Annotated in this window: 19 protein-coding genes; 7 read left to right on the forward strand and 12 right to left on the reverse strand. The window is 63.2% G+C overall.

Annotated elements, in window-relative coordinates:
- Positions 1-105: 105 nt before the first annotated feature.
- Positions 106-3,105, reverse strand: coding sequence for an excinuclease ABC subunit UvrB (gene uvrB / locus HNQ36_RS22030; protein WP_184088865.1), 3,000 nt, complete (start codon positions 3,103-3,105; stop codon positions 106-108).
- 153 nt (positions 3,106-3,258) lie between these two features.
- Here uvrB and HNQ36_RS22035 point away from each other — a divergent pair, with 153 nt between their 5' ends.
- Complete coding sequence (locus tag HNQ36_RS22035) at positions 3,259-5,256, forward strand: alkyl/aryl-sulfatase (RefSeq protein ID WP_210312153.1); 1,998 nt, start codon at positions 3,259-3,261, stop codon at positions 5,254-5,256.
- A gap of 94 nt (positions 5,257-5,350) precedes the next feature.
- On the opposite strand, the gene HNQ36_RS22040 is transcribed toward HNQ36_RS22035, so the two are convergent.
- The 3 genes from HNQ36_RS22040 to HNQ36_RS22050 form a co-directional block, all read right to left on the reverse strand.
- Positions 5,351-5,581, reverse strand: coding sequence for a hypothetical protein (locus HNQ36_RS22040; protein ID WP_184088867.1), 231 nt, complete (start codon positions 5,579-5,581; stop codon positions 5,351-5,353).
- A gap of 93 nt (positions 5,582-5,674) precedes the next feature.
- Complete coding sequence (locus HNQ36_RS22045) at positions 5,675-6,277, reverse strand: SCO family protein (protein WP_347339996.1); 603 nt, start codon at positions 6,275-6,277, stop codon at positions 5,675-5,677.
- 32 nt (positions 6,278-6,309) lie between these two features.
- The gene (locus tag HNQ36_RS22050) at positions 6,310-7,422 is read right to left on the reverse strand and encodes an MBL fold metallo-hydrolase (protein ID WP_184088869.1); all 1,113 of its coding nucleotides are present in this window, start codon (positions 7,420-7,422) and stop codon (positions 6,310-6,312) included.
- Positions 7,423-7,665: 243 nt separating this feature from the next.
- Between HNQ36_RS22050 and HNQ36_RS22055 the strand changes: the two genes are divergently transcribed.
- Positions 7,666-8,370 (forward strand): glutathione binding-like protein, encoded by a 705-nt coding sequence (locus HNQ36_RS22055; RefSeq protein WP_184088871.1) that lies wholly within the window; start codon positions 7,666-7,668, stop codon positions 8,368-8,370.
- Between the two features lie 5 nt (positions 8,371-8,375).
- Positions 8,376-9,077 (forward strand): glutathione S-transferase family protein, encoded by a 702-nt coding sequence (locus tag HNQ36_RS22060; RefSeq protein WP_184088873.1) that lies wholly within the window; start codon positions 8,376-8,378, stop codon positions 9,075-9,077.
- A gap of 141 nt (positions 9,078-9,218) precedes the next feature.
- On the opposite strand, the gene HNQ36_RS22065 is transcribed toward HNQ36_RS22060, so the two are convergent.
- Positions 9,219-9,431: a cysteine-rich CWC family protein gene (locus HNQ36_RS22065; protein WP_184088874.1), complete on the reverse strand. Its 213-nt coding sequence runs from the start codon at positions 9,429-9,431 to the stop codon at positions 9,219-9,221.
- 125 nt (positions 9,432-9,556) lie between these two features.
- Here HNQ36_RS22065 and HNQ36_RS22070 point away from each other — a divergent pair, with 125 nt between their 5' ends.
- Both HNQ36_RS22070 and HNQ36_RS22075 read left to right on the forward strand, forming a co-directional pair.
- On the forward strand, positions 9,557-11,089 hold the full coding sequence (locus HNQ36_RS22070) for a DUF1800 domain-containing protein (RefSeq protein WP_184088876.1): 1,533 nt from the start codon (positions 9,557-9,559) through the stop codon (positions 11,087-11,089).
- 2 nt (positions 11,090-11,091) lie between these two features.
- Positions 11,092-12,333, forward strand: coding sequence for a DUF1501 domain-containing protein (locus HNQ36_RS22075; protein WP_184088879.1), 1,242 nt, complete (start codon positions 11,092-11,094; stop codon positions 12,331-12,333).
- Here HNQ36_RS22075 and HNQ36_RS22080 read toward each other — a convergent pair whose 3' ends face one another.
- Together HNQ36_RS22080 and olsA are read right to left on the reverse strand one after the other, a co-directional pair.
- A complete protein-coding gene (locus HNQ36_RS22080; protein WP_184088882.1) occupies positions 12,334-13,275 on the reverse strand; it encodes an aldo/keto reductase in 942 nt (313 codons plus the stop codon).
- 11 nt (positions 13,276-13,286) lie between these two features.
- Positions 13,287-14,132: a lyso-ornithine lipid O-acyltransferase gene (gene olsA, locus HNQ36_RS22085; RefSeq protein ID WP_184088884.1), complete on the reverse strand. Its 846-nt coding sequence runs from the start codon at positions 14,130-14,132 to the stop codon at positions 13,287-13,289.
- Between the two features lie 104 nt (positions 14,133-14,236).
- Here olsA and HNQ36_RS22090 point away from each other — a divergent pair, with 104 nt between their 5' ends.
- Entirely contained in the window at positions 14,237-14,617 is a 381-nt protein-coding gene (locus tag HNQ36_RS22090) for a YkvA family protein (protein WP_184088887.1), read from the forward strand.
- 342 nt (positions 14,618-14,959) lie between these two features.
- Complete coding sequence (locus HNQ36_RS22095; RefSeq protein ID WP_046827501.1) at positions 14,960-15,316, forward strand: DMT family protein; 357 nt, start codon at positions 14,960-14,962, stop codon at positions 15,314-15,316.
- Here HNQ36_RS22095 and HNQ36_RS22100 read toward each other — a convergent pair.
- From HNQ36_RS22100 to HNQ36_RS22120, 5 genes are all read right to left on the reverse strand, one after another.
- Positions 15,294-15,446, reverse strand: coding sequence for a hypothetical protein (locus HNQ36_RS22100; protein WP_184088892.1), 153 nt, complete (start codon positions 15,444-15,446; stop codon positions 15,294-15,296). The two genes, HNQ36_RS22095 and HNQ36_RS22100, sit on opposite strands and share 23 nt — an antisense overlap.
- 70 nt (positions 15,447-15,516) lie before the next feature.
- Positions 15,517-15,696 (reverse strand): hypothetical protein, encoded by a 180-nt coding sequence (locus HNQ36_RS22105; protein ID WP_019195763.1) that lies wholly within the window; start codon positions 15,694-15,696, stop codon positions 15,517-15,519.
- A gap of 161 nt (positions 15,697-15,857) precedes the next feature.
- The gene (locus tag HNQ36_RS22110; RefSeq protein ID WP_184088895.1) at positions 15,858-16,529 is read right to left on the reverse strand and encodes a glutathione S-transferase family protein; all 672 of its coding nucleotides are present in this window, start codon (positions 16,527-16,529) and stop codon (positions 15,858-15,860) included.
- 251 nt (positions 16,530-16,780) lie between these two features.
- Complete coding sequence (locus HNQ36_RS22115) at positions 16,781-17,791, reverse strand: glycosyltransferase family 2 protein (protein WP_184088897.1); 1,011 nt, start codon at positions 17,789-17,791, stop codon at positions 16,781-16,783.
- On the reverse strand, positions 17,757-18,986 hold the full coding sequence (locus HNQ36_RS22120) for a glycosyltransferase family 87 protein (protein ID WP_184088900.1): 1,230 nt from the start codon (positions 18,984-18,986) through the stop codon (positions 17,757-17,759). The genes HNQ36_RS22115 and HNQ36_RS22120 overlap by 35 nt, the downstream gene beginning before the upstream one ends.
- Positions 18,987-19,073 lie beyond the last annotated feature (87 nt).

Genomic DNA, 19,073 nt, shown 5'->3' on the forward strand with positions numbered 1-19,073 from the left:
ATGTGTCGCTACATATGGAGACGGATTCCGTAACCGCCATGCGGTCGCGCGCCATTCGGTCACGTTGCCGCTTAAAGGTCGGAACGATCCGGCCTTTTCGTGATCCTACCTCTTCTTCCATCCGCCGCGTTTGCCCGGCGCGCCGCCGGTCGAGCGACCTGAGAACTCCGGGCCGGACTGGCGCGAGTTGGTCGGCTGGAAGATCTTGCTCTCGGTGTCTGGACCCATTTCATCCAACGTCGGCTTGCGCGGCGTTGTGCGATCCGAGCGATACGGCTTCGATTCCGGACCCGCCATCTCATCGAGCGTAGGCTTGCGCGCCCGCGATTTGTTGCGGGCCGCGGCCTTGTCCAGTTGCGCCGGAAGATTGGCGGCGTCGCCATACTTCTTCTTGCCTGCATAGGCGCCGGCCTTCGCCGCGACGCCGCGCTGCTTGATGGTCGGATTGTCGACCACGGCCAGTTCTGTGGCGCGCAGGCGCTTCACTTCGTCGCGCAATCGCGCCGCTTCCTCGAAGTTGAGGTCGGCGGCGGCTTCGCGCATCCGTGTTTCAAGATCGCTCAGCACCGCCTCGAAGTTATGCCCGATGGCAACCGCGTCGTCGGCCATGCCGCCGTCGCCGATTTCCACCAGCACATGGTCGCGCTCGTAGACGCTGCCGAGAATATCGCCGATGTCGCGCTTGATGCTTTCCGGCGTGATGCCATTGGCGGTGTTGTACTCGACCTGCTTCTCGCGGCGGCGGTCGGTTTCGGCGATGGCGCGTTCCATCGAGCCGGTGATCTGGTCCGCATAGAGAATGACCTTGCCGTCGACGTTGCGCGCGGCACGGCCGATGGTCTGGATCAGCGATGTCTCTGAACGAAGGAAGCCTTCCTTGTCGGCGTCGAGAATGGCGACCAGCGCGCATTCCGGAATGTCGAGACCTTCGCGCAGCAGATTGATGCCGACCAGCGCGTCGAACGCGCCGAGCCGCAAGTCACGAATGATCTCGATACGCTCGATGGTGTCGATGTCCGAGTGCATGTAGCGGACGCGGATGCCCTGCTCATGCAGGTATTCGGTGAGGTCTTCCGCCATGCGCTTGGTCAATACCGTGATCAGCGAGCGATAGCCCGCCTGCGCCGTGGCGCGGACCTCGCCGACGAGATCGTCGACCTGCGTGCGGGCGGGGCGGATGTTCACCGGCGGATCGATCAGTCCGGTCGGGCGGATGACCTGCTCGACGAACACGCCACCGCTCTCGTTCAATTCCCAGCCACCCGGCGTCGCCGACACCGCGACCGACTGCGGGCGCATCATGTCCCACTCTTCAAAGCGCAGCGGGCGGTTGTCCATGCAGGAGGGCAGGCGGAAACCGTATTCGGCGAGCGTCGCCTTGCGCCGGAAGTCGCCTTTGAACATGCCACCGATCTGCGGCACGGTGACGTGGCTTTCGTCCGCGAACACCAGCGCGTTGTCCGGCACATATTCGAACAGCGTCGGCGGCGGCTCGCCCGGCTTGCGGCCGGTGAGATAGCGCGAATAGTTCTCGATGCCGGCGCAGCTGCCGGTCGCTTCCATCATTTCCAGATCGAAGGTGGTGCGTTGTTCGAGGCGCTGCGCTTCCAGCAGGCGGCCCTGCGCGTTCAGCTGCTCAAGCCGCCATTTCAGCTCGGCCTTGATGCTTTTCATCGCCTGAATCAAGGTCGGGCGTGGCGTCACATAGTGCGAGTTGGCGTAGATCTTGATGAATTCCAGCTCGTCCTGCTTGTGGCCGGTGAGCGGATCGAACTCCTCGATGCTTTCGATGGTGTCGCCGAACATGTTCACGCGCCATGAGCGGTCTTCATAGTGCGCCGGGAAAATGTCGATGGTGTCGCCGCGCACGCGGAATGTGCCGCGGGTGAAATCCGCTGAGGTGCGCTTGTACTGCAGCGCCACGAGGTCGGCGATGAGCTGGCGCTGGTCGACGCGCTCGCCCTTCTTCATCGCGAACGTCATCGCGGTGTAGGTCTCGACCGAACCGATACCGTAGATGCACGAGACCGACGCCACGATGATGACGTCGTCACGCTCCAGTAGTGCACGCGTCGCCGAGTGGCGCATCCGGTCGATCTGCTCGTTGATCGACGAATCCTTCTCGATGTAAGTGTCGGTGCGCGGCACGTAGGCTTCCGGCTGGTAGTAATCGTAATACGAAACGAAATACTCCACCGCGTTGTCGGGGAAGAAGCTCTTGAACTCGCCGTAGAGCTGCGCCGCCAGCGTCTTGTTCGGCGCGAGAATAATCGCCGGGCGTTGCGTGGCCTGGATCACCTGCGCCATGGTGTAGGTCTTGCCGGAGCCGGTGACGCCGAGCAGCACCTGCGTGCGGTCGTTGCGTGTGATGCCCTCGACCAGTTCCTTGATCGCGGTCGGCTGGTCGCCCTTCGGCTCGTATTCGGATTTCAGCTCGAAACGCACGCCGCCTTCGGATTTCTCCGGGCGGGGTGGGCGATGCGGCGCCCAGATCTTGACCTGACCGTCTTCGCCGCGAAACTCCGGGCGGCCGTCGCGCACCAGAGCTTCCAGCGCGTCGGCGGTGGCTTGCACACCCAGCGCTTCCATCTTGTTGCGCGGCGGACGGGCCATCGCGGCTTCGTCTTCTTCCTCGGTGGTGTAGCCGAGCTGCTTCGCCAGTTCGGGATCGAGGGTCGGAATCGGCGCGCTGGTGCCGTAGTTGGCCTGCGGGGCTTCGTTGAAGCCGCCTTGCTTCACCTCCCCCTTGAGGAGGGAGGTCGCCGAGCCTTGCGAGGCGGGTGGGGGTGATTGATCGTTTGACACCCCACCCCGCAGACCTTCGGTCTGCGACCCTCCCCCTCGAGGGGAGGGTGACGCATCAATATTTTTCGGCGTCGATGCACGGGTGCGATGGATCGCTGCCTCGCCGCCGGAACGCCGGTCCTTTGAGTTGTCCGGTGGCGGCTGCAAACCGGTGCCGGAGCCCATGCCTGCATCGCCGCGATTGATCGCCGGGTTTAGCAATTCCGCCAGCGCAGGTCCGATCGGCTGCACATCGGGACGATGTGCTTTCGATTTCGGGGTTTTGGGGGACTTCTTCGAGGAATCGGGGTTCTTCGTCATGGGCGGAATATGGGGCGCGAAGTGCGGAGAGAAAAGGGCATTTTCTTCGCCGCTTTCAACGAAGTTTGCGATGAAACCTACGCATTTGTCCTGATAGGCTGAAACCAACGCGTGGCGGTTGCGGAGGACCACGCGACAGTCCGGGAGTGTCCCATGTCGTCATCGCGTATCTGGTCGGCGCGCATCGCCGGCCTGCTTGCCGCCACCCTGCTTACCGTCGCGCCGCTTTCGTCCGCATTCGCGCAGTCCAAGGACGCCGAACCCGCCAGCCGCGCGGTCAACGACACTTTCCTCAAGACGCTGCCGTTCAGCGACCGCGCCGACTTCGAGGACGCCAAACGTGGCTTCATCGCCACGCTGCCCGACGGCATCATTCCCGGTCCTGCGGGCAAGCCGGCGTTCGACACCAAGCAATACGATTTCCTGAAAAGCGATCAGGTGCCTGCCACTGTGAACCCCAGCCTGTGGCGGCAGGCGCAGCTCAACGCCATCAACGGCCTTTTCAAGGTCACCGAGCGGGTCTATCAGGTGCGCGGTCTGGACATCGCCAATCTCACCATCATCGAGGGCGATAGCGGTCTGATCCTGATCGATCCGCTGCTGTCCAACGAGACCGCGAAGGCGGCGCTCGATCTTTACCTGAAGAACCGGCCCGCCAAGCCCGTCGCCGCCGTGATCTACACCCACAGCCACGCCGATCACTTCGGCGGCGCCAAGGGGGTGATCAGCGAGGACGACGCCAAGCAGGGCAAGGTCAAGGTGATCGCGCCGGACGGCTTCATGGAGCATGCGGTCGCCGAAAACGTCATTGCGGGTAATGCGATGTCACGCCGCGCGCAGTATCAGTTCGGCAGCGCATTGCCGGTGGGCGACAAGGCGCAGATCGACACAGGTCTGGGCAAGGCGCTGGCGCGGGGCTCGATTTCCCTGATCCCGCCGAACGATGTGATCAAGCAGTCCTATGAGACGCGCAGCATCGACGGCGTCGAGATCGAATTTCATCTGGTGCCGGGCTCCGAAGCCCCTAGCGAGATGATAATGTATTTCCCGCAGTTCAAATTGCTGAACATGGCGGAAGACGCCACCCACAACATGCACAATCTCTACACCATCCGCGGTGCGGAGATTCGCGACGGCCGGTTGTGGTCGCGCTACATCAACGAGGCAATCGCGCGTTACGGCGACCAGACCGACATCGTGATCGCGCAGCATCACTGGCCGATCTGGGACAATGCGCGCGTCGTCGCCTTTCTGAAGAAGCAGCGCGACCTCTACAAGTTCATCCACGACCAAAGCGTGCGGCTGCTCAACCACGGCCTGACATCGACGGAGATCGCCGAGCAACTCAAGTTGCCGCCGTCGCTGGCGAACGACTGGGCCGCGCGCGGCTATTACGGCACGCTCAGCCACAACGCCAAGGCGGTCTATCAGTTCTATCTCGGCTGGTACGACGCCAATCCCGCCGATCTCAATCCGCTGCCGCGTGCGGACCATGCGAAGAAGCAGGTCCAGTACATGGGTGGCGCGGAGGCGACGATCAAACGCGCGCGTGATGATTACAAGGCCGGGCAGTATCGCTGGGTCGCCAGCGTGATGAGCCAGGTGGTGTTCGCCGATCCCGCCAACAAGGACGCGCGCGAACTCGGCGCCGACGCGCTCGAACAGCTCGGTTACCAGAGCGAGGCGGCGACCTGGCGCAACGCCTATCTGCTCGGTGCGCTGGAGCTGCGAAGCGGCGTCGGCCCGCAGCCGCCGGCGCTGGTGAACGCGGAACTGCTGAAAGGCATCTCGATCGATCTTGCGTTCGATTTCCTCGGCGTACGGCTGAACGCAGCCAAGGCGGAAGGCAAGACCATCGTCATCAACTGGACCTTCACCGATCTCAACGAGACCTATGTGATGAATCTGGAGAACTCCGCGCTGACGCACACGTCGGGCAAGCTCTCCGACAAGGCTGATACCAGCGTGACGCTGACCCGCGCCGCGCTCGACGCCATTACGCTCAAGCAGAAGACGTTTGCCGAAAGCGTTGCGGCCGGCGCGGTGTCTCTCGGTGGCAATCCGCTGAAGCTGCGCGAACTGTTCGGGATGTTCGATGAATTTTCCACGGGCTTCGAGATCGTGGAGCCGAAAAAGGCGGCGGTGGAGTAGGGGCGTCATAGGTCAAACGCCGATCCTCACGATCGCGACGCGTGTTCATCCGGACGAAAAAGAAGGGGACACAAGTCCCCTTCTTGATGTGAAGTCAGTTCGTGGTGCAGATTTTCATGGTCTTCATTCCGGCCTCTGCTTCCGTGCGGGTCGTGAACACCTTGCCATCGCCTACGACGACGGTCGTCGTCGCGGTCGGCTTCTTGTCCACGATGGTGCATCTCTTCGTCGACGTGTCCTGCACCACATAAAATTCCGTGGCCTGTGCGTAAGCGGCGCCGGTCATGATTGCCACGGCACCAATCGAAATAACAAATTTCCTCATAACGGTTCCTCCGGTTGGTATAGTCCCCGGCGTTTGAACCCTTGAGGAAGCTAGTTGTTCCTATGGAGGATGAAGGGGCACTTCGGAAGCGCGTTATTGCTCAGTTTTTCCGTGCAAATGCGGCTGGATCATCCCGACCATCTTCGCCGCATCCGTGCCAGGCGGAAAGAAGCCGAGATATTTTCCGTCGCGGTCGATCAGATAGATGAAAGCCGAGTGATCCACGGTGTAGTCATCCGGCTTCGATCCTGTTGAGACCCGCTTGTAGTACACCCTGTAGGCGTCAGCGGCCTGCGACACGTCCTTGATGCTGCCCGTGAGTCCCAGCAGGCGCGGATGAAACAGCGGCACGTATTGCGCGAGATGCTCGACCGTGTCGCGTTCCGGATCGAGTGTGACGAACAGCGGTTGCACGCTCTTGGCGTCGTCGCCCAGTTGCTCCATCGCCAGCCCGATCTGCTGAAGGTCGGTCGGGCAGATGTCAGGGCAGTAGGTGAAGCCGAAATAGACCAGCATGAGATGGCCCCGAAAATCGGCGTCGGTGCGGGTTTTTCCGGTTTGGTCCTTGAGCGTGAACGCGCCGCCGATCGGTTCGCGATTCCACATCACCGCGTCCATCAGTTCGGCGGCTGAGCGTGAGGAGCCTTGCGCCAATGCGGGAGATGTTATCCAAAGGCCAAACAGCAGCGCGGCCACAATGGCCGCGCCGGGCTTGCGGCCGCGCGTGCTCACGCGCTGAAGGTCAGGCGGCTGCCGGTCGAGACGTTGATCACGCTGTCCGGCATCTGCGCGCGCGCTTCGAGCAGGAAGTTCAGGCCGCTGCAATGCATCGGGATGACCACGTCCGGCTGGAGCGCCTTGACCTCTCCGACGATCTGCTTGAGGTAATCGGCGGGCGCCGGTCCGAGATGGAAGCCGCCCACCACGGCGTGAACCTTCTGCACGCCGGACACTTCCTGCGCCTGCCGCACCGAATTGACGATGCCGACATGGCCGCAGGAACTGATCACCACAAGGCCCTTGCCGCGAATGTTGAAGCAGGTCGCGTGTTCATGGACATGTTCGTCCGGAACGAAGTTGCCCTGCAGCTCGGCGGCGGTGTAGTGGCCGTAGTCGCAGCCCGCGCTTTCCGGCTTGTAGTCGACGAAAGTGTTGGGCAGGATTTTCTCGACGCTGCTGCGCTTGATCTTGCCGGTGGTGAAGGCGTGGCCTTCGATCACAGTCGGCGTTTCGCAGAGTATGGTCTGGACTTTCTGTGCCGTGATCTGCTTGCGATCCAGCACGCCGCCTTCGCCGAATTGTCCCGTCGATGCGCGGCTGACGCGGTGACAGAAATTGTCTTCGCCACCCGCATAGAGCTTCAGGTCGGGCGGAAGCACGTTGCGATATTTTTCGAGGAAGCCGATCAGGCCGCCATAGTGATCGATATGTCCGTGGCTGACGATCAGCGCATTCACCTTGGCCGGATCGACCTTGAGCAGGCCGATATTGTTGATGATCGCGGGCGAGGTGTAGCCGAAGTCCAGCAGGATGTTGCGCTGTTCCTGCTCGCGCTGCGATTCCAGAAACAGCGACAGGCCCCATTCGTTATGCAGGACGTTGCGCGCATCGGCGCTGCGGCCGCCGCCTGGGCCTTCGTGCACCACGCCGTTCACGGTGCTGCCGCGCAGGAACTGGTCGTGCTGCTGGTCGACCAAGACGCGGATCGACAGCTTGTCGATGGTCGGCACCTGGATCGGCGCGGCGCTGGCGATGCCCATACATGAGAAGCCGCCGGTCGCGGCCAGCCCCATGGCGGTGGAGAGCTTCAGAAAATCACGCCGTGCGAATTCTTTTGTCATTGTCGACCTTTCTTGACCCTGAGTCCGGGCATTGCCGGAACTCTATCTGTGGGAAGCGAGAGGGACTGTTCTTAGTTTTCGTCGGAGCGATGAAAATCTTTCACGCGCACCTGTCTGGAGCGAATGAAATATACTTGATATGCGCCGCGCGGCATTGACTTCGCAAACGCGAAGCGCAAGGTTCATGCAATCGCATTGACTTTGCGCCGCCTGCACGACGCCTCCCAGTTCAAGGATAGCAAGATGATCGACCTCTATTATTGGCCCACGCCGAACGGCCACAAGATCACGATGTTCCTCGAAGAGACCGGCCTCGCGTATAAAATTCACCCAGTCAACATCGGCACCGGCGATCAGTTCAAGCCGGAATTCCTCGCGTTCTCGCCGAACAACCGCATGCCCGCGATGATCGACCATGCGCCTGCCGACGGCGGCGCGCCGGTGAAGATTTTCGAATCCGGTGCGATCCTGATCTATCTCGCGGAAAAGACCGGCAAGTTCATGCCGTCCGATCTGCGCAAGCGCTTCGACGTGATGCAGTGGTTGATGTGGCAGATGGGCGGCCTCGGTCCAATGGCCGGCCAGAACCATCACTTCAATGTCTACGCGCCGGAGAAACTTCCCTACGCGATCGATCGCTACATCAATGAGACCAACCGGCTTTACGGCGTGCTCAACAAGCGCCTCGCCGATCGCGAGTATGTCGCCGGCGATTACTCCATCGCGGACATGGCGGCTTATCCGTGGATCGTGCCGTATGAACGGCAGGGTCAGAAGCTGGAAGACTTTCCGCATCTCAAGCGCTGGTTCGAGGCCATCAAGGCGAAGCCAGCGACGGTGCGCGCTTACGCGGTCGGCCCGACGGTGAACCCCAGCCTTGGAAAGACCTTCACCGACGAGCAGAAGAAAGTTCTGTTCGGCCAGACCGCTTCCGTTGTGAAGGGCTAAGAGAGATGACCGCGTCGCGAAAGCTGTTCGAACTCTGCGGGACCGAGCCCGAGCGTGTGTTCAGCCCGTTTTGCTGGCGCACGCGGATGGCGCTGGCGCACAAGGATATCAAGGCCGAAACGATTCCGTGGCGCTTCTCGGAGAAGGACGCCATCGCGCCGCATCAGTCGGACAAGGTGCCGGTGTTCATTGACGGCGAGACATCCGTCGCGGACTCGTGGGCGATCGCCAACTATCTCGAAGACACCTATCCCGATCGCCCGTCGCTGTTCGGCGGCGAGGGCGGCCGCGCCATGGGCCGGATGCTGAACTGGTGGGGCGACACGGTTGTCCTTGGCGGCATTTTTCCGATGATCGCTGCCGACATTCATGGCCATCTGCGGCCGGCCGATCAGGCGTATTTCCGCAAGACCCGCGAGGCGCGTCTCGGTAAAACGCTGGAACAGGCGGCTGCCAATCGCGACGAGGCGGTCGAGGCGTTTCGCCAGAGCCTCAACCCGATGCGGCTGACGCTCAAGACACAGCCCTATGTCGGCGGCACGTCGCCGAACTACGCCGATTACATCGCGTTCGGACCGTTCCAGTGGGCGCGTGCGATCAGCCCGTTCAAGCTGTTGAAGGAAGACGATCCGATCTATGCTTGGCGCGAAAAGCTGTTCGATGCGTTCGGCGGCATGGCGCGGAACTCGCCGGGATATGCGGTGTAGCGATACTTGATACTGCAGCCTTCAGCCAAATTCGTCATGGCCGGGCTTGTCCCGGCCATCCACGTTTTAAACCGCCGCGACAGGAAAGACGTGGATGCCCGGCACAAAGCCGGGCATGACGAGTAGATTGGATTAGCTGCTTCACGACCTCGTCCGCCGCTCGACCGCCGCCGCCCGCAGGCAGGCTGGGCACAGGCAGTCCTCGCCCTCGGCGGGCATCGGCAGCTTCGCGGTTTCGTCCATGCACCAGCAATGCCCGGACAGGTCGCAGGTGAAGGCTGTTCCGCAACGCGGGCAATTCAGGGCACGCTGCGCCGCAGCGGCTGATGATGGGCTGTCTGGCCGATTTGTCATGAAGCGGTCCGGGAAATAGCCACTGTTTTGCGGTGTCCCTCAGGTTCATGCGCCCGGGCAGCATAGTCCGCCGTTTCGGTGTATATTGGCCGGGACGTCAGCGAGATCAACCGTGAGATCCAGTCATGGCGCGTGACCCACAGGGTGCTCTCGTCGCTCTCAACCGGTTCGGGTTTGGCGCGCGCGGCGGCGCGGCCAGCGACTTTTCCAGCGCGGCCTCCGATCCGCGCGGCTTCGTGAAGGCTGAACTGGACCGGCCCGATGCGGCGCTGCTCGATGCGCCGGGTTTACAGTCCGGGCCTGCGCTGGCGCAGGCGGTGTTCGACTATCAGCACGATATCAAGCAGCAGCGCGACGCCGTCGCGAAGATGGCGCAGGCGATGGCTGCTATTGGTGACGACCTGACCAAAAAAATGCAGAACGACTTGCCGAAGGAACTGGCGGCAGAGTCCAGGCTCGAGATGAAGCCCGGCGCGGCAACGTCGACGACGTCGCCAGATGCGATGCAGCCGGCCGCGCCTCCCAAACAACCGCCGAAGCCGCTCAACGTCATTCAGAAGACGTTCCGTTCCGAGGCGCTCGCGCGGATTCAGCGCGCCACCATGGCGGAAAGCGGATTCGTCGAACGGCTGGTGACGTTCTGGTCCAACCATTTCTGCACCTCCGCCAGCAAGGGCGAACTGGCGCGGATATGGTCCGGCGCGTTCGAGCGTGAAGCGATCCGGCCTTATGTGCTGGGAAATTTCGGCGAGATGCTCCGCGCAGTCGAGCAGCATCCGGCGATGCTGTTCTTTCTCGACAACCAGCGCTCGTTCGGCCCGCAGTCGCGCGCCGGGCAGAACCGCAAGCGGGGTCTGAACGAGAACCTCGCCCGCGAGATCATGGAATTACACACGCTCGGCGTGAACGGCGGCTACACCCAGGATGACGTCGCGGCGCTGGCGCGCATCATCACCGGCTGGACCTTTGCCGGGCGGGACGGGAAGCTCGCGCCGCCCGGCACCTTCACGTTTTTCGCCAATGCCCACGAACCGGGGCCGCAGAAACTGCTCGGCAAGGTCTATGAGGACACTGGCCTCGCGCAGGGCGAGGCGGCGCTGGCCGATATCGCCCTGCATCCGGCGACTGCAAAGTTCATCGCCACCAAATTCGTGCGCCACTTTGTGGCCGACGATCCGCCGCCTGTGCTGGTGGCGAAACTTGAAAGCACTTTCCAGAAAACCGGCGGCGATCTGCGCGCGATCACGCTGGCGCTGGTCAATGCGGATGAGGCGTGGCGCGCGCCGATGACCAAGATCCGGATGCCGTATGAATATCTGGTGGCGGCGGGACGGATGATGGGGCGCATTCCCGAAGATCCGCAGCGTTATCTCGGTGGGCTCAATGTGCTGGGCCAGCCGCTGTGGGCGCCCGCAGGCCCGAATGGCTTTGCCGACACTAACGCGGCATGGGCCGCGCCGGAAGGGATCAAGCTGCGACTCGACATCGCGTCGCAGATTTCGTCGCGCATTGCCGACAGTATCGATCCGCGCGCGCTGCTCGACGTCGTGGCGGGCGAAGCCGCATCACCCGAGACGCGGCAAACCGTCGAGCGCGCCGAGTCGCGGCAGCAGGCCTTCGCGCTGCTGCTGATGTCGCCGGAATTCCAGAGGAGATGAGCATGTCGCGCTTTCAGATCGATTGCTGCGAAAGCCACACCGCGCGCGGGCTGACGCGGCGCGCGCTGCTGATGGGCGGCGCGACCTTCGCGGCCTGGGCCTACCTGCCGAAATTCGCGCGTGCGAAAGACGGCCGCGATCCGCGCTTCGTCACCATCATCCTGCGCGGCGCGCTGGATGGTCTTGCCACGGTCGCGCCGGTTGGCGATCCGGATTACGCCGGGCTGCATAGCTCGATCGCGCTGTCGCTCGACGGCGCGCATGCCGCGAGACCGCTTGATTCCTTCTTCGCGCTGCATCCGTCGATGCCGGAGTTCGCGCGCATGTATAAAGACAAGAAGGCTGCCGTCGTTCACGCGGTGGCGACGCCATATCGCGAGCGCTCGCATTTCGACGGGCAGGATGTGCTGGAAAGCGGCTTTGGCGGGCCGGGCCGCGTGCAAAGCGGCTGGCTCAATCGCGCGCTGGAAGCGTTGCCGCGCGGCGAGCGGGTGATGAGCGGGCTGGCGGTCGGGCCCACGACGCCGCTGGTGCTGCGCGGCGCGGCGCCGACAGTCGGCTGGGCGCCGCCCTATATTCCACAAGCGGCTGACGACACGGCGATGCGCCTCGTCAATCTCTACAATCACCGCGATCCTGCGCTGGCTGCGGCGTTGTCGCAGGGTCTGCAGATCGACAGGATCGCGGCGCGCGACGACAGCATGAAACCGAAACGCGGCATGAACGGCGCGGCCGCGATGCGGCTCGCGGCCAAGGGCGCGGCGCGGCTGATGGCGGCGGATGACGGGCCGCGCATCGCGGCTTTGGCGTTCGACGGCTGGGATACCCACGCCAACGAAGGCGGGCCCGTCGGCCGTCTCGCACAGTTGCTGTCCGGCCTCGACGGCGCGCTGGCAGAATTCGAGAGCGGCCTCGGCGAACGCTGGCGCGATACGGTGATCGTGGTCGTCACCGAGTTCGGCCGCACCGCACGCATCAACGGCACCGAGGGCACCGATCACGGCACCGGTACGGTTGCGCTGCTCGCCGGCGGCGCGGTCAACGGCGGACGCGTGATTTCGGACTGGCCGGGACTGAAGCTGGCGAGCCTTTATGAAGGCCGCGATCTGAAGCCAACCACCGATCTGCGCGGCGTGATCAAGGGCGTGCTGCGCGATCACCTCGGCCTCGGCGAGCGCGTGCTGGCGGAGGCGGTGTTTCCCGACAGCGGCGCGGTGAAGGCGATGCAAGGACTGGTGGCTTAATCAGCCCTTCGTGATGGCGTCGATCTGCGCCATCTCGTCTGCCGTCAGCTTCCAGTTGATCGCCTTGGCGTTCTGCTCGATCTGTTCGGCGCTGGATGCGCCGGCGATCACGCTCGAGACCTGCGGCCGCGCCGCGAGCCATGAGAACGCCAGTTCGATCATTGTCTTGCCGTGCGCGTTGGCGAAGTCCTGAAGCTTCGCCACGATGTCGAAGTTTCTGTCGGTCATGTAGCGGTCGCCGAGCGCCGCCACCTTGCCGAACCGGGAGTCGGCGGCTGGCTTTTCGCCGCGCTTGTATTTTCCGGTGAGCAGGCTGCTGGCCAGCGGGAAGAACGGCAGCAGACCGAGATTGTAGGCCTGCGCCGCCGGCAACAGATCCTTTTCGATATCGCGCACGATCAGGCTGTATTCGTCCTGACACGACACGAAGGCGTGGGTGCTGATGCCCCGCGCGGTGAACTGCGCTTCGGTGATGCGCCAGGCCGGAAAATTCGAGCAGCCGATGTAGCGCACCTTGCCCTGACGGATCAGGTCTTCCAGCGCACGCAGCGTCTCCTCGATGGGCGTCAGCGGATCGAAGTCGTGCTGCTGGTAGAGATCGATGTAGTCGGTCTTCAGCCGGCGCAGGCTGTCTTCCACGGCGGTCATGATATAGCGCCGCGACGCGCCTTGCCTGGTGCCATCGTCGCTCATCGCCTTGGAGTATTTCGTCGCCAGCACGATGTCCTTGCGGCGGTCGCCGAGCACCTGTCCGAGCACGGTTTCGGAGCCGCCGCGCCCGGCGTAAATGTCGGCGGTGTCGAACAGCGTGATGCCGAGATCGATCGCCTTGTGAATGATCTTGCGCGAGGTCTCGAGATCGCTGCGCTGGCCGAAGTTGTTGCAGCCGATGCCGACGGCCGAGACGCGCAGGCCGGAGCCGCCGAGATTTCTGATTTCCATGATCTTATCCGTCAGGTTTGTTCGAATGCGGGAACGGCTGATGCTGTCGCCTCATCCGTACCTGACGGCTGCGCCGCAGGCGAGCGCAAAGCGCGCGCCGTCATGCGCCGCACCGCGTTTTCGGCGTCCCGCGCGATCTCCTTGCGGTTCGCGGTCATGCCGTAGCCGATGGGCTCGCCCCAACTCACCGTGACATCGACGGCGCCCGAAGAGAACACGCCGAGCAGATGCGGCACGAGATCGACATCGCCGTACCACGCCACCTTGTCGCGCAGCGCGCGGCCGACCGGAACGCCGCCGTAGCGCACATAGGCCAGCGACACCGGCTGCACGGTGACGCGGTCATGATGGGTGGAATCGCCAATGGCGTGATGCGCCGAGCCGATCAGCGCGGAGCGAAACGGCAGGATGCGGATGCCGTCGCTCGACGTGCCTTCCGGAAACAGCACGACGGCGTCGCCGCCGAGCAGGCGGTCGCCCATTGCGCGCGCCGCGTCGCCGGTCTTGTGGCGGCGTTCGCGTTCGACGAACACCGTGCGCTGCAGTTTCGCCAGCCAGCCGAACAGCGGCCAGTTCGCGACTTCGGACTTGGCGACGAACACCACCGGCGCGATCGCGCCGAGCACGATGATGTCGAGCCAGGAGGCGTGGTTGGACAGGATCAGCGCCGGGCTCTCGCGGGTGCGCTCGCCGATCTGCGTAATCCGGACGCCGATCACGGCGCAGGCGGCGCGATGAAAGAGATTCGGCACGATGCGCTGCAGTCGGGAGTTGAGCAGGATGCCGGCGGCTTGAAACGGCAACAGCAGCAAGGCGATGAAGACCATGACGATGGTCACGTAGGCGGTGCGGGTCATGATGGCGTGTCGTGAGAGTGAAAAAGCCTGACGCGGCTGCGGGGAACTTGTCGAAGGATTATAGCGGGTCGGACGCTGCTGGCAAAAGCGGGTAAGGTCGAGGCATGAGTGGAAAGCTGAGAGATTGGGCGCGTGCTCTCAAGCGCGATGTTCATGCGATCTACCTCGCCAGCCGCGATCCGCGCGTGCCTTGGTACGCGAAGGCATTGGCCGTGGCGGTGGCGGGATACGCGCTGTCGCCCATCGATCTCATTCCCGATTTCATTCCGGTCCTCGGTTATCTCGACGACATCATTCTCGTGCCGCTGGGGATCGTGTTGGTTCTGCGGCTGATCCCGCCGCAGATCATGGCCGAGCATCGCGCCTCGGCACTGGCGCAGCAGGATCGTCCGGTGAGCCGCATTGCTGCATTTGCAATCGTCTGCGTCTGGATCGTGTCCGTCGTGCTCACGGGCTGGCTTGTGTACCGTCACGTCGCGGCATGAATGTCCGCTGTCTCTTCGGAAAAAATGCGGCCCCGGCCGGATACAGCGCAGAGGGGATTTACGCGACCGGGGGCCGCCTGAACGCGCGATCGGTGACGGGGGGCATATCGCGCGCCATCGTCAGGCTAGAGGTTGGGCATTACAGGGCTGTGACAGGGCGAGTTGTCCACAGGGCATCAGGTGGGTTACCGGATTGCGCTCAAAACCTGTGTCGTTCCCGCGAAAGCGGGAACCCATGACTACAGGGTAACGTTGAAAACGCTATCGCAGACGCATGCTTGAGGATTATGGGTCCCCGCTTTCGCGGGGACGACAGTGCAGTTTATTCTCGAAAGGTCATCCATGCCCATTGCCATCTCTCCCGCGCTTCAGCCGTTCCTGCTGCTCCTCGTGTCCAATGTCTTCATGACCTTCGCTTGGTACGGGCATCTGAAATACAAGGAACACTCGCTGCCGCTGGTCATCATGGTGAGCTGGGGCATCGCCTTTTTCGAATACTGCATCGCCGTGCCGGCCAACCGCTGGGGCAGCGCGGTCTATTCGGCGGCGCAGCTCAAAACGATGCAGGAAGTCATCACGCTGGTGGTGTTCGCCGGTTTCTCGGTGCTCTACCTGAAGGAGCCGCTCGGCTGGAATCACGCCCTCGGCTTCGCGTTCATCGCCGCGGGCGCGTTCTTCATTTTCCACAAATGGTCGTGAGCTGCGTCGCGGCGCAGCCCGGCGGCTCCGCCGGGCTTTGGCCAAGCGCCTGCGTTGCGATTAAAAATCCTGCAACGAGGACGATCGCCAGCGTCAGAGTTGCTGAAACCACGACAAGCGGTGTTTTCATTCGTGTCTCTCTACCGCGCACGCCAACGCGAGGCCGCGGGATCATCTCGGTGCGCAGGGAGTAAGTGGCCTCAGCCGGCAATCGGCATGGCGGCCACGACCTTGATCGACAGCGCCGTGACAGTGACGAGCAGGCACACCGACAGCGACGCCACCGCGAGCGAGGCGGCGAGGGCGTTCGACAATCGGGCCGATGCAATGCGCGCGGACCGCAGTCCGAAACCAATTCCTGAAACCGGCGACCGGATCATGGTCGTGAATCCTCAAATCGGGCGGCGAATCACCGCTGCCCGGAATTTCTCAGGAATCGCTGTCAACATTGCGGCGCGCGCCCGTCAAACATGGCGGAAGCGAGGCAGGGCGAGCAAAATCAGCGGGTTATGCCCGCTATCCCGGCTGGAATCTGCGCGTTTCAGGCCTCGGCCGTGAGGCCGGTCTCGGTCCCCGGGACGGTTTCAGGCGCTGCGATCTCGGCCGGACGCCATGCCATCGAGACGAAGCGCGGCTCCTGTTCGATCCGCTTCAGCCAGGCGCGCACCGACGGATAGCCGGAGAGATCGAAGTCGCACTGGTTGGCGACATGGGTGTAGCCGTACATAGCGATGTCCGCGACGGTGAGATGTCCCGCCGCGAAATAATCGTGGGTCTTGAGGTGATTTTCCATCACCCGCAGCGCAGCGTAGCCACGCTCCATCCAGTCTTCCAGCGAATGGGTCTGCAGGTCGCGCCCGCCCCGCACCAGCACCAGCCAGAAATACGCGGCGCCGACGCTCGGCTCCAGCGCATGCTGTTCGAAGAACATCCATTGCAGCGCCTGCGCGCGATCGATGCGATCTTCCGGCGCGAGCGACGTGCCGATGGCAACGTACCAGAGGATCGCGTTGGACTCCGCAAGGTAACGGCCGTCGGCCACTTCCAGCAGCGGCACCTGTCCAGAGGGATTGCGCGCGAGAAATTCCGGCGTGCGGCTTTCGCCGCGCAGAATGTCGACCTCGATGGCCTTGTAGGGCGCGTTCAACAGCGACAGCGCAAGGCGGACCTTGTAGCTGTTGCCGGAACGTTGCATCGAGTAAAGTTTGTACATGCGGGCTTTCGAAAAATACCGTCCAGAATAATTGCCAGCGACCAGCGGCGCGAGCGGAGTGCCGTCCAGCCCGAACCCTCAGGCCGGTGTAACAATGAGGTTCCGGGCCGCGTGCCGCAAGGCCTCCGCGTTAGAAAAAGTCAAATCGCTCACAGCCATGCATAGACTGGCGATTTTATGCTGCGGAAGGTGAGCTGGCGCGTCAATTTCACGCAAATCGGCGTGAAAAAATGGCCTGCAATCCGTGATCGTCAGGACTTGTTCGCAACTGCGTCAAGATCGAGATAGCGCATGCGCTTCGCCTCACGGCGGCCCTGCGCGATGGCTTCGAGCACAAGGCCGATGGCGAAGCTGAGAAAGCCGAGCTGCGCGATGGCGGCGGCGAGAATCGCGGTCGGAAACCGCGGCACCAGCCCCGTTTCCAGATAGGTGACGATCAGCGGCGCGCCGAGACCGGCGCAGATGATCAGCAACATGGCGCCGATCGCGCTGAAGAAACGCAGCGGCCGGGTTTCCTTGTAGAGCTTAATCAGCGTCAGCAGGATGCGGGTGCCGTCGCGATAGGTCCGCAGCTTGCTCTGCGATCCTTCGGGCCGCGTCGCATAAGGCAGCGGCATTTCACCGGCGGCGATCTTGAGGTCGAGCGCGTGGACCGACAACTCCGCCTCGATTTCGAATCCGCTTGAGGTGACCGGAAACGATTTCGCGAAACGTCGCGACAGCACGCGGTAGCCCGAGAGAATATCGGTGAAGCCGTCGCCGAACATGTGCGCCAGAATGCGGTTGAACAGGCGGTTGCCGAAGCGATGACCGCGCGGGAACGCGCCGTCGCCGCCGTTGCGGGTGCCGACCATCATGTCGAGGTTGCGTGTCACCAGCGCCTCGATCAGCGCGCCGGCCGCGGTCGGATCGTAGGTCGCGTCGCCGTCGGCGAGAATGTAGATGTCGGCATCGATGTCGGCCAGCATGCGGCGGACGACGTTGCCCTTGCCCTGAAGCATTTCGCGCCGGACGATGGCGCCGGCCGCGACGGCGGCCTCATAGGTGCCGTCGGTGGAATTGTTGTCGTAGACGTAGATCCGCGCGCCGGGCAGCGCGCGCTTGAAGCCGTCGATCACGCTGCTGATGGCGGCTTCCTCGTTGTAGCAGGGCAGAAGCACGGCGATGGAGCGATTGCGCACCATCGCGCTGTGCGGAAACAGGTCGTCGATTTCGTCGCGGACGCGATCAAGCTTTGACAAGGCGGCTGCTCCCGATTGCATGGATGCCGAGGTCGCTCGCCGCGCGCCGCAGCGTCATGGCGTAGAGCGCGAGCATGACGAGAAGGCCGAGCGGAATGCCGCTCAGTCCGGCGATGCTGCGGGTGAGAAATGGCACGGCCCAGGCCAGCGCCAGCAAGGACAACTCATAAGAATGAAAGCCGCGCGTCAGTCCGTGACGGACCAGAAACGCAATCGCGATGCCGAGCACCACCATGTCGTAGTCCAGCACGTAGGGCGTCGCGAGGAGGCTTGCGACCGCGAGCGCCGCGGCCTTGAGTTCGAATGCCGCCTGCGAGCGCCACAGCCGGACGATGGATGCGGCCAGCGCCAGCGCCAGCGCGCCCTGCGCGGCATAGGCGGCATCGATGCTGCCGCCCCACATTCGCACCGCCGAGAACAGCGACTGGATTTTCTCCCAGCCGGTGCCGCCGGCTTCCAGCACCACGGTTCGCGTGAAGGTCGCGGACTCGGCGAAGGCGTGCCAGACGCTCATGCCGAACAGCAACGTTGATGCAAGGATCAGCGTCGCAACGGTGGCGGTGGCGCTCAGGATCGTGGTCCAGCGTCCGGTCGCGAGCAGCACGAGCGGAATCAGGAGTCCGAACTGCGGCTTGTACGACAACAGGCCAAGCAGCACGCCGGCCAGCACCGGCCGTCGGTCCAGCAGGGTGAGAAATCCGCCGAGCAATGCTGCGGTGAAAAACGCATTCTGGCCGTGACCGATATTGACGAACACCGCGGGAAACGCCGCTGTCGCAAGCCACGTCTCGCGCCGTGGCACGATGGCATAGACCGCCGCCATGAAAGCCGGGAGCGAGACCGCGAGCCAGCACAGCAATGCGAGAGGGTAGGGCATCAGCGCCAGCAGTGCTGCGACCATCAGGAAGAACGGCGGATAGTGCCAGCCGAAGAAGGGGACGTCGCGGCCTTCGAACACGGCGATCTCGGCGGCGTGCTGAAGCTGCGGATCGTAGGCATCGGGCGCTTTGCCCGATAGCGTCAGGACACCGGCGGCATAGACGTTGGAGAAATCGGTTCCGATCGGCTTGCCGTTGCGGTCGATCAAATGGCTTGAGGTCGCAAGCAAGCCGATCAGGCCGGCCAGCGAGATGGCGAGTACCAGCAGGGCATAGTTGCGGATACGGCCTAGCGTGAGCCATCTCCCGGTCCGCAGGTCTTGCCAGATATGCCGCATTTTCTCGCCAGAATTTACGAATATTGCAGGGACACTAGGGTGGGGCGCTTTAAGGTTTCCTTAGTCCGGCGTGCAATTTCGTGTGTT

It is taken from the genome of Afipia massiliensis (assembly GCF_014203115.1).
Lineage (GTDB): Bacteria > Pseudomonadota > Alphaproteobacteria > Rhizobiales > Xanthobacteraceae > Afipia > Afipia massiliensis.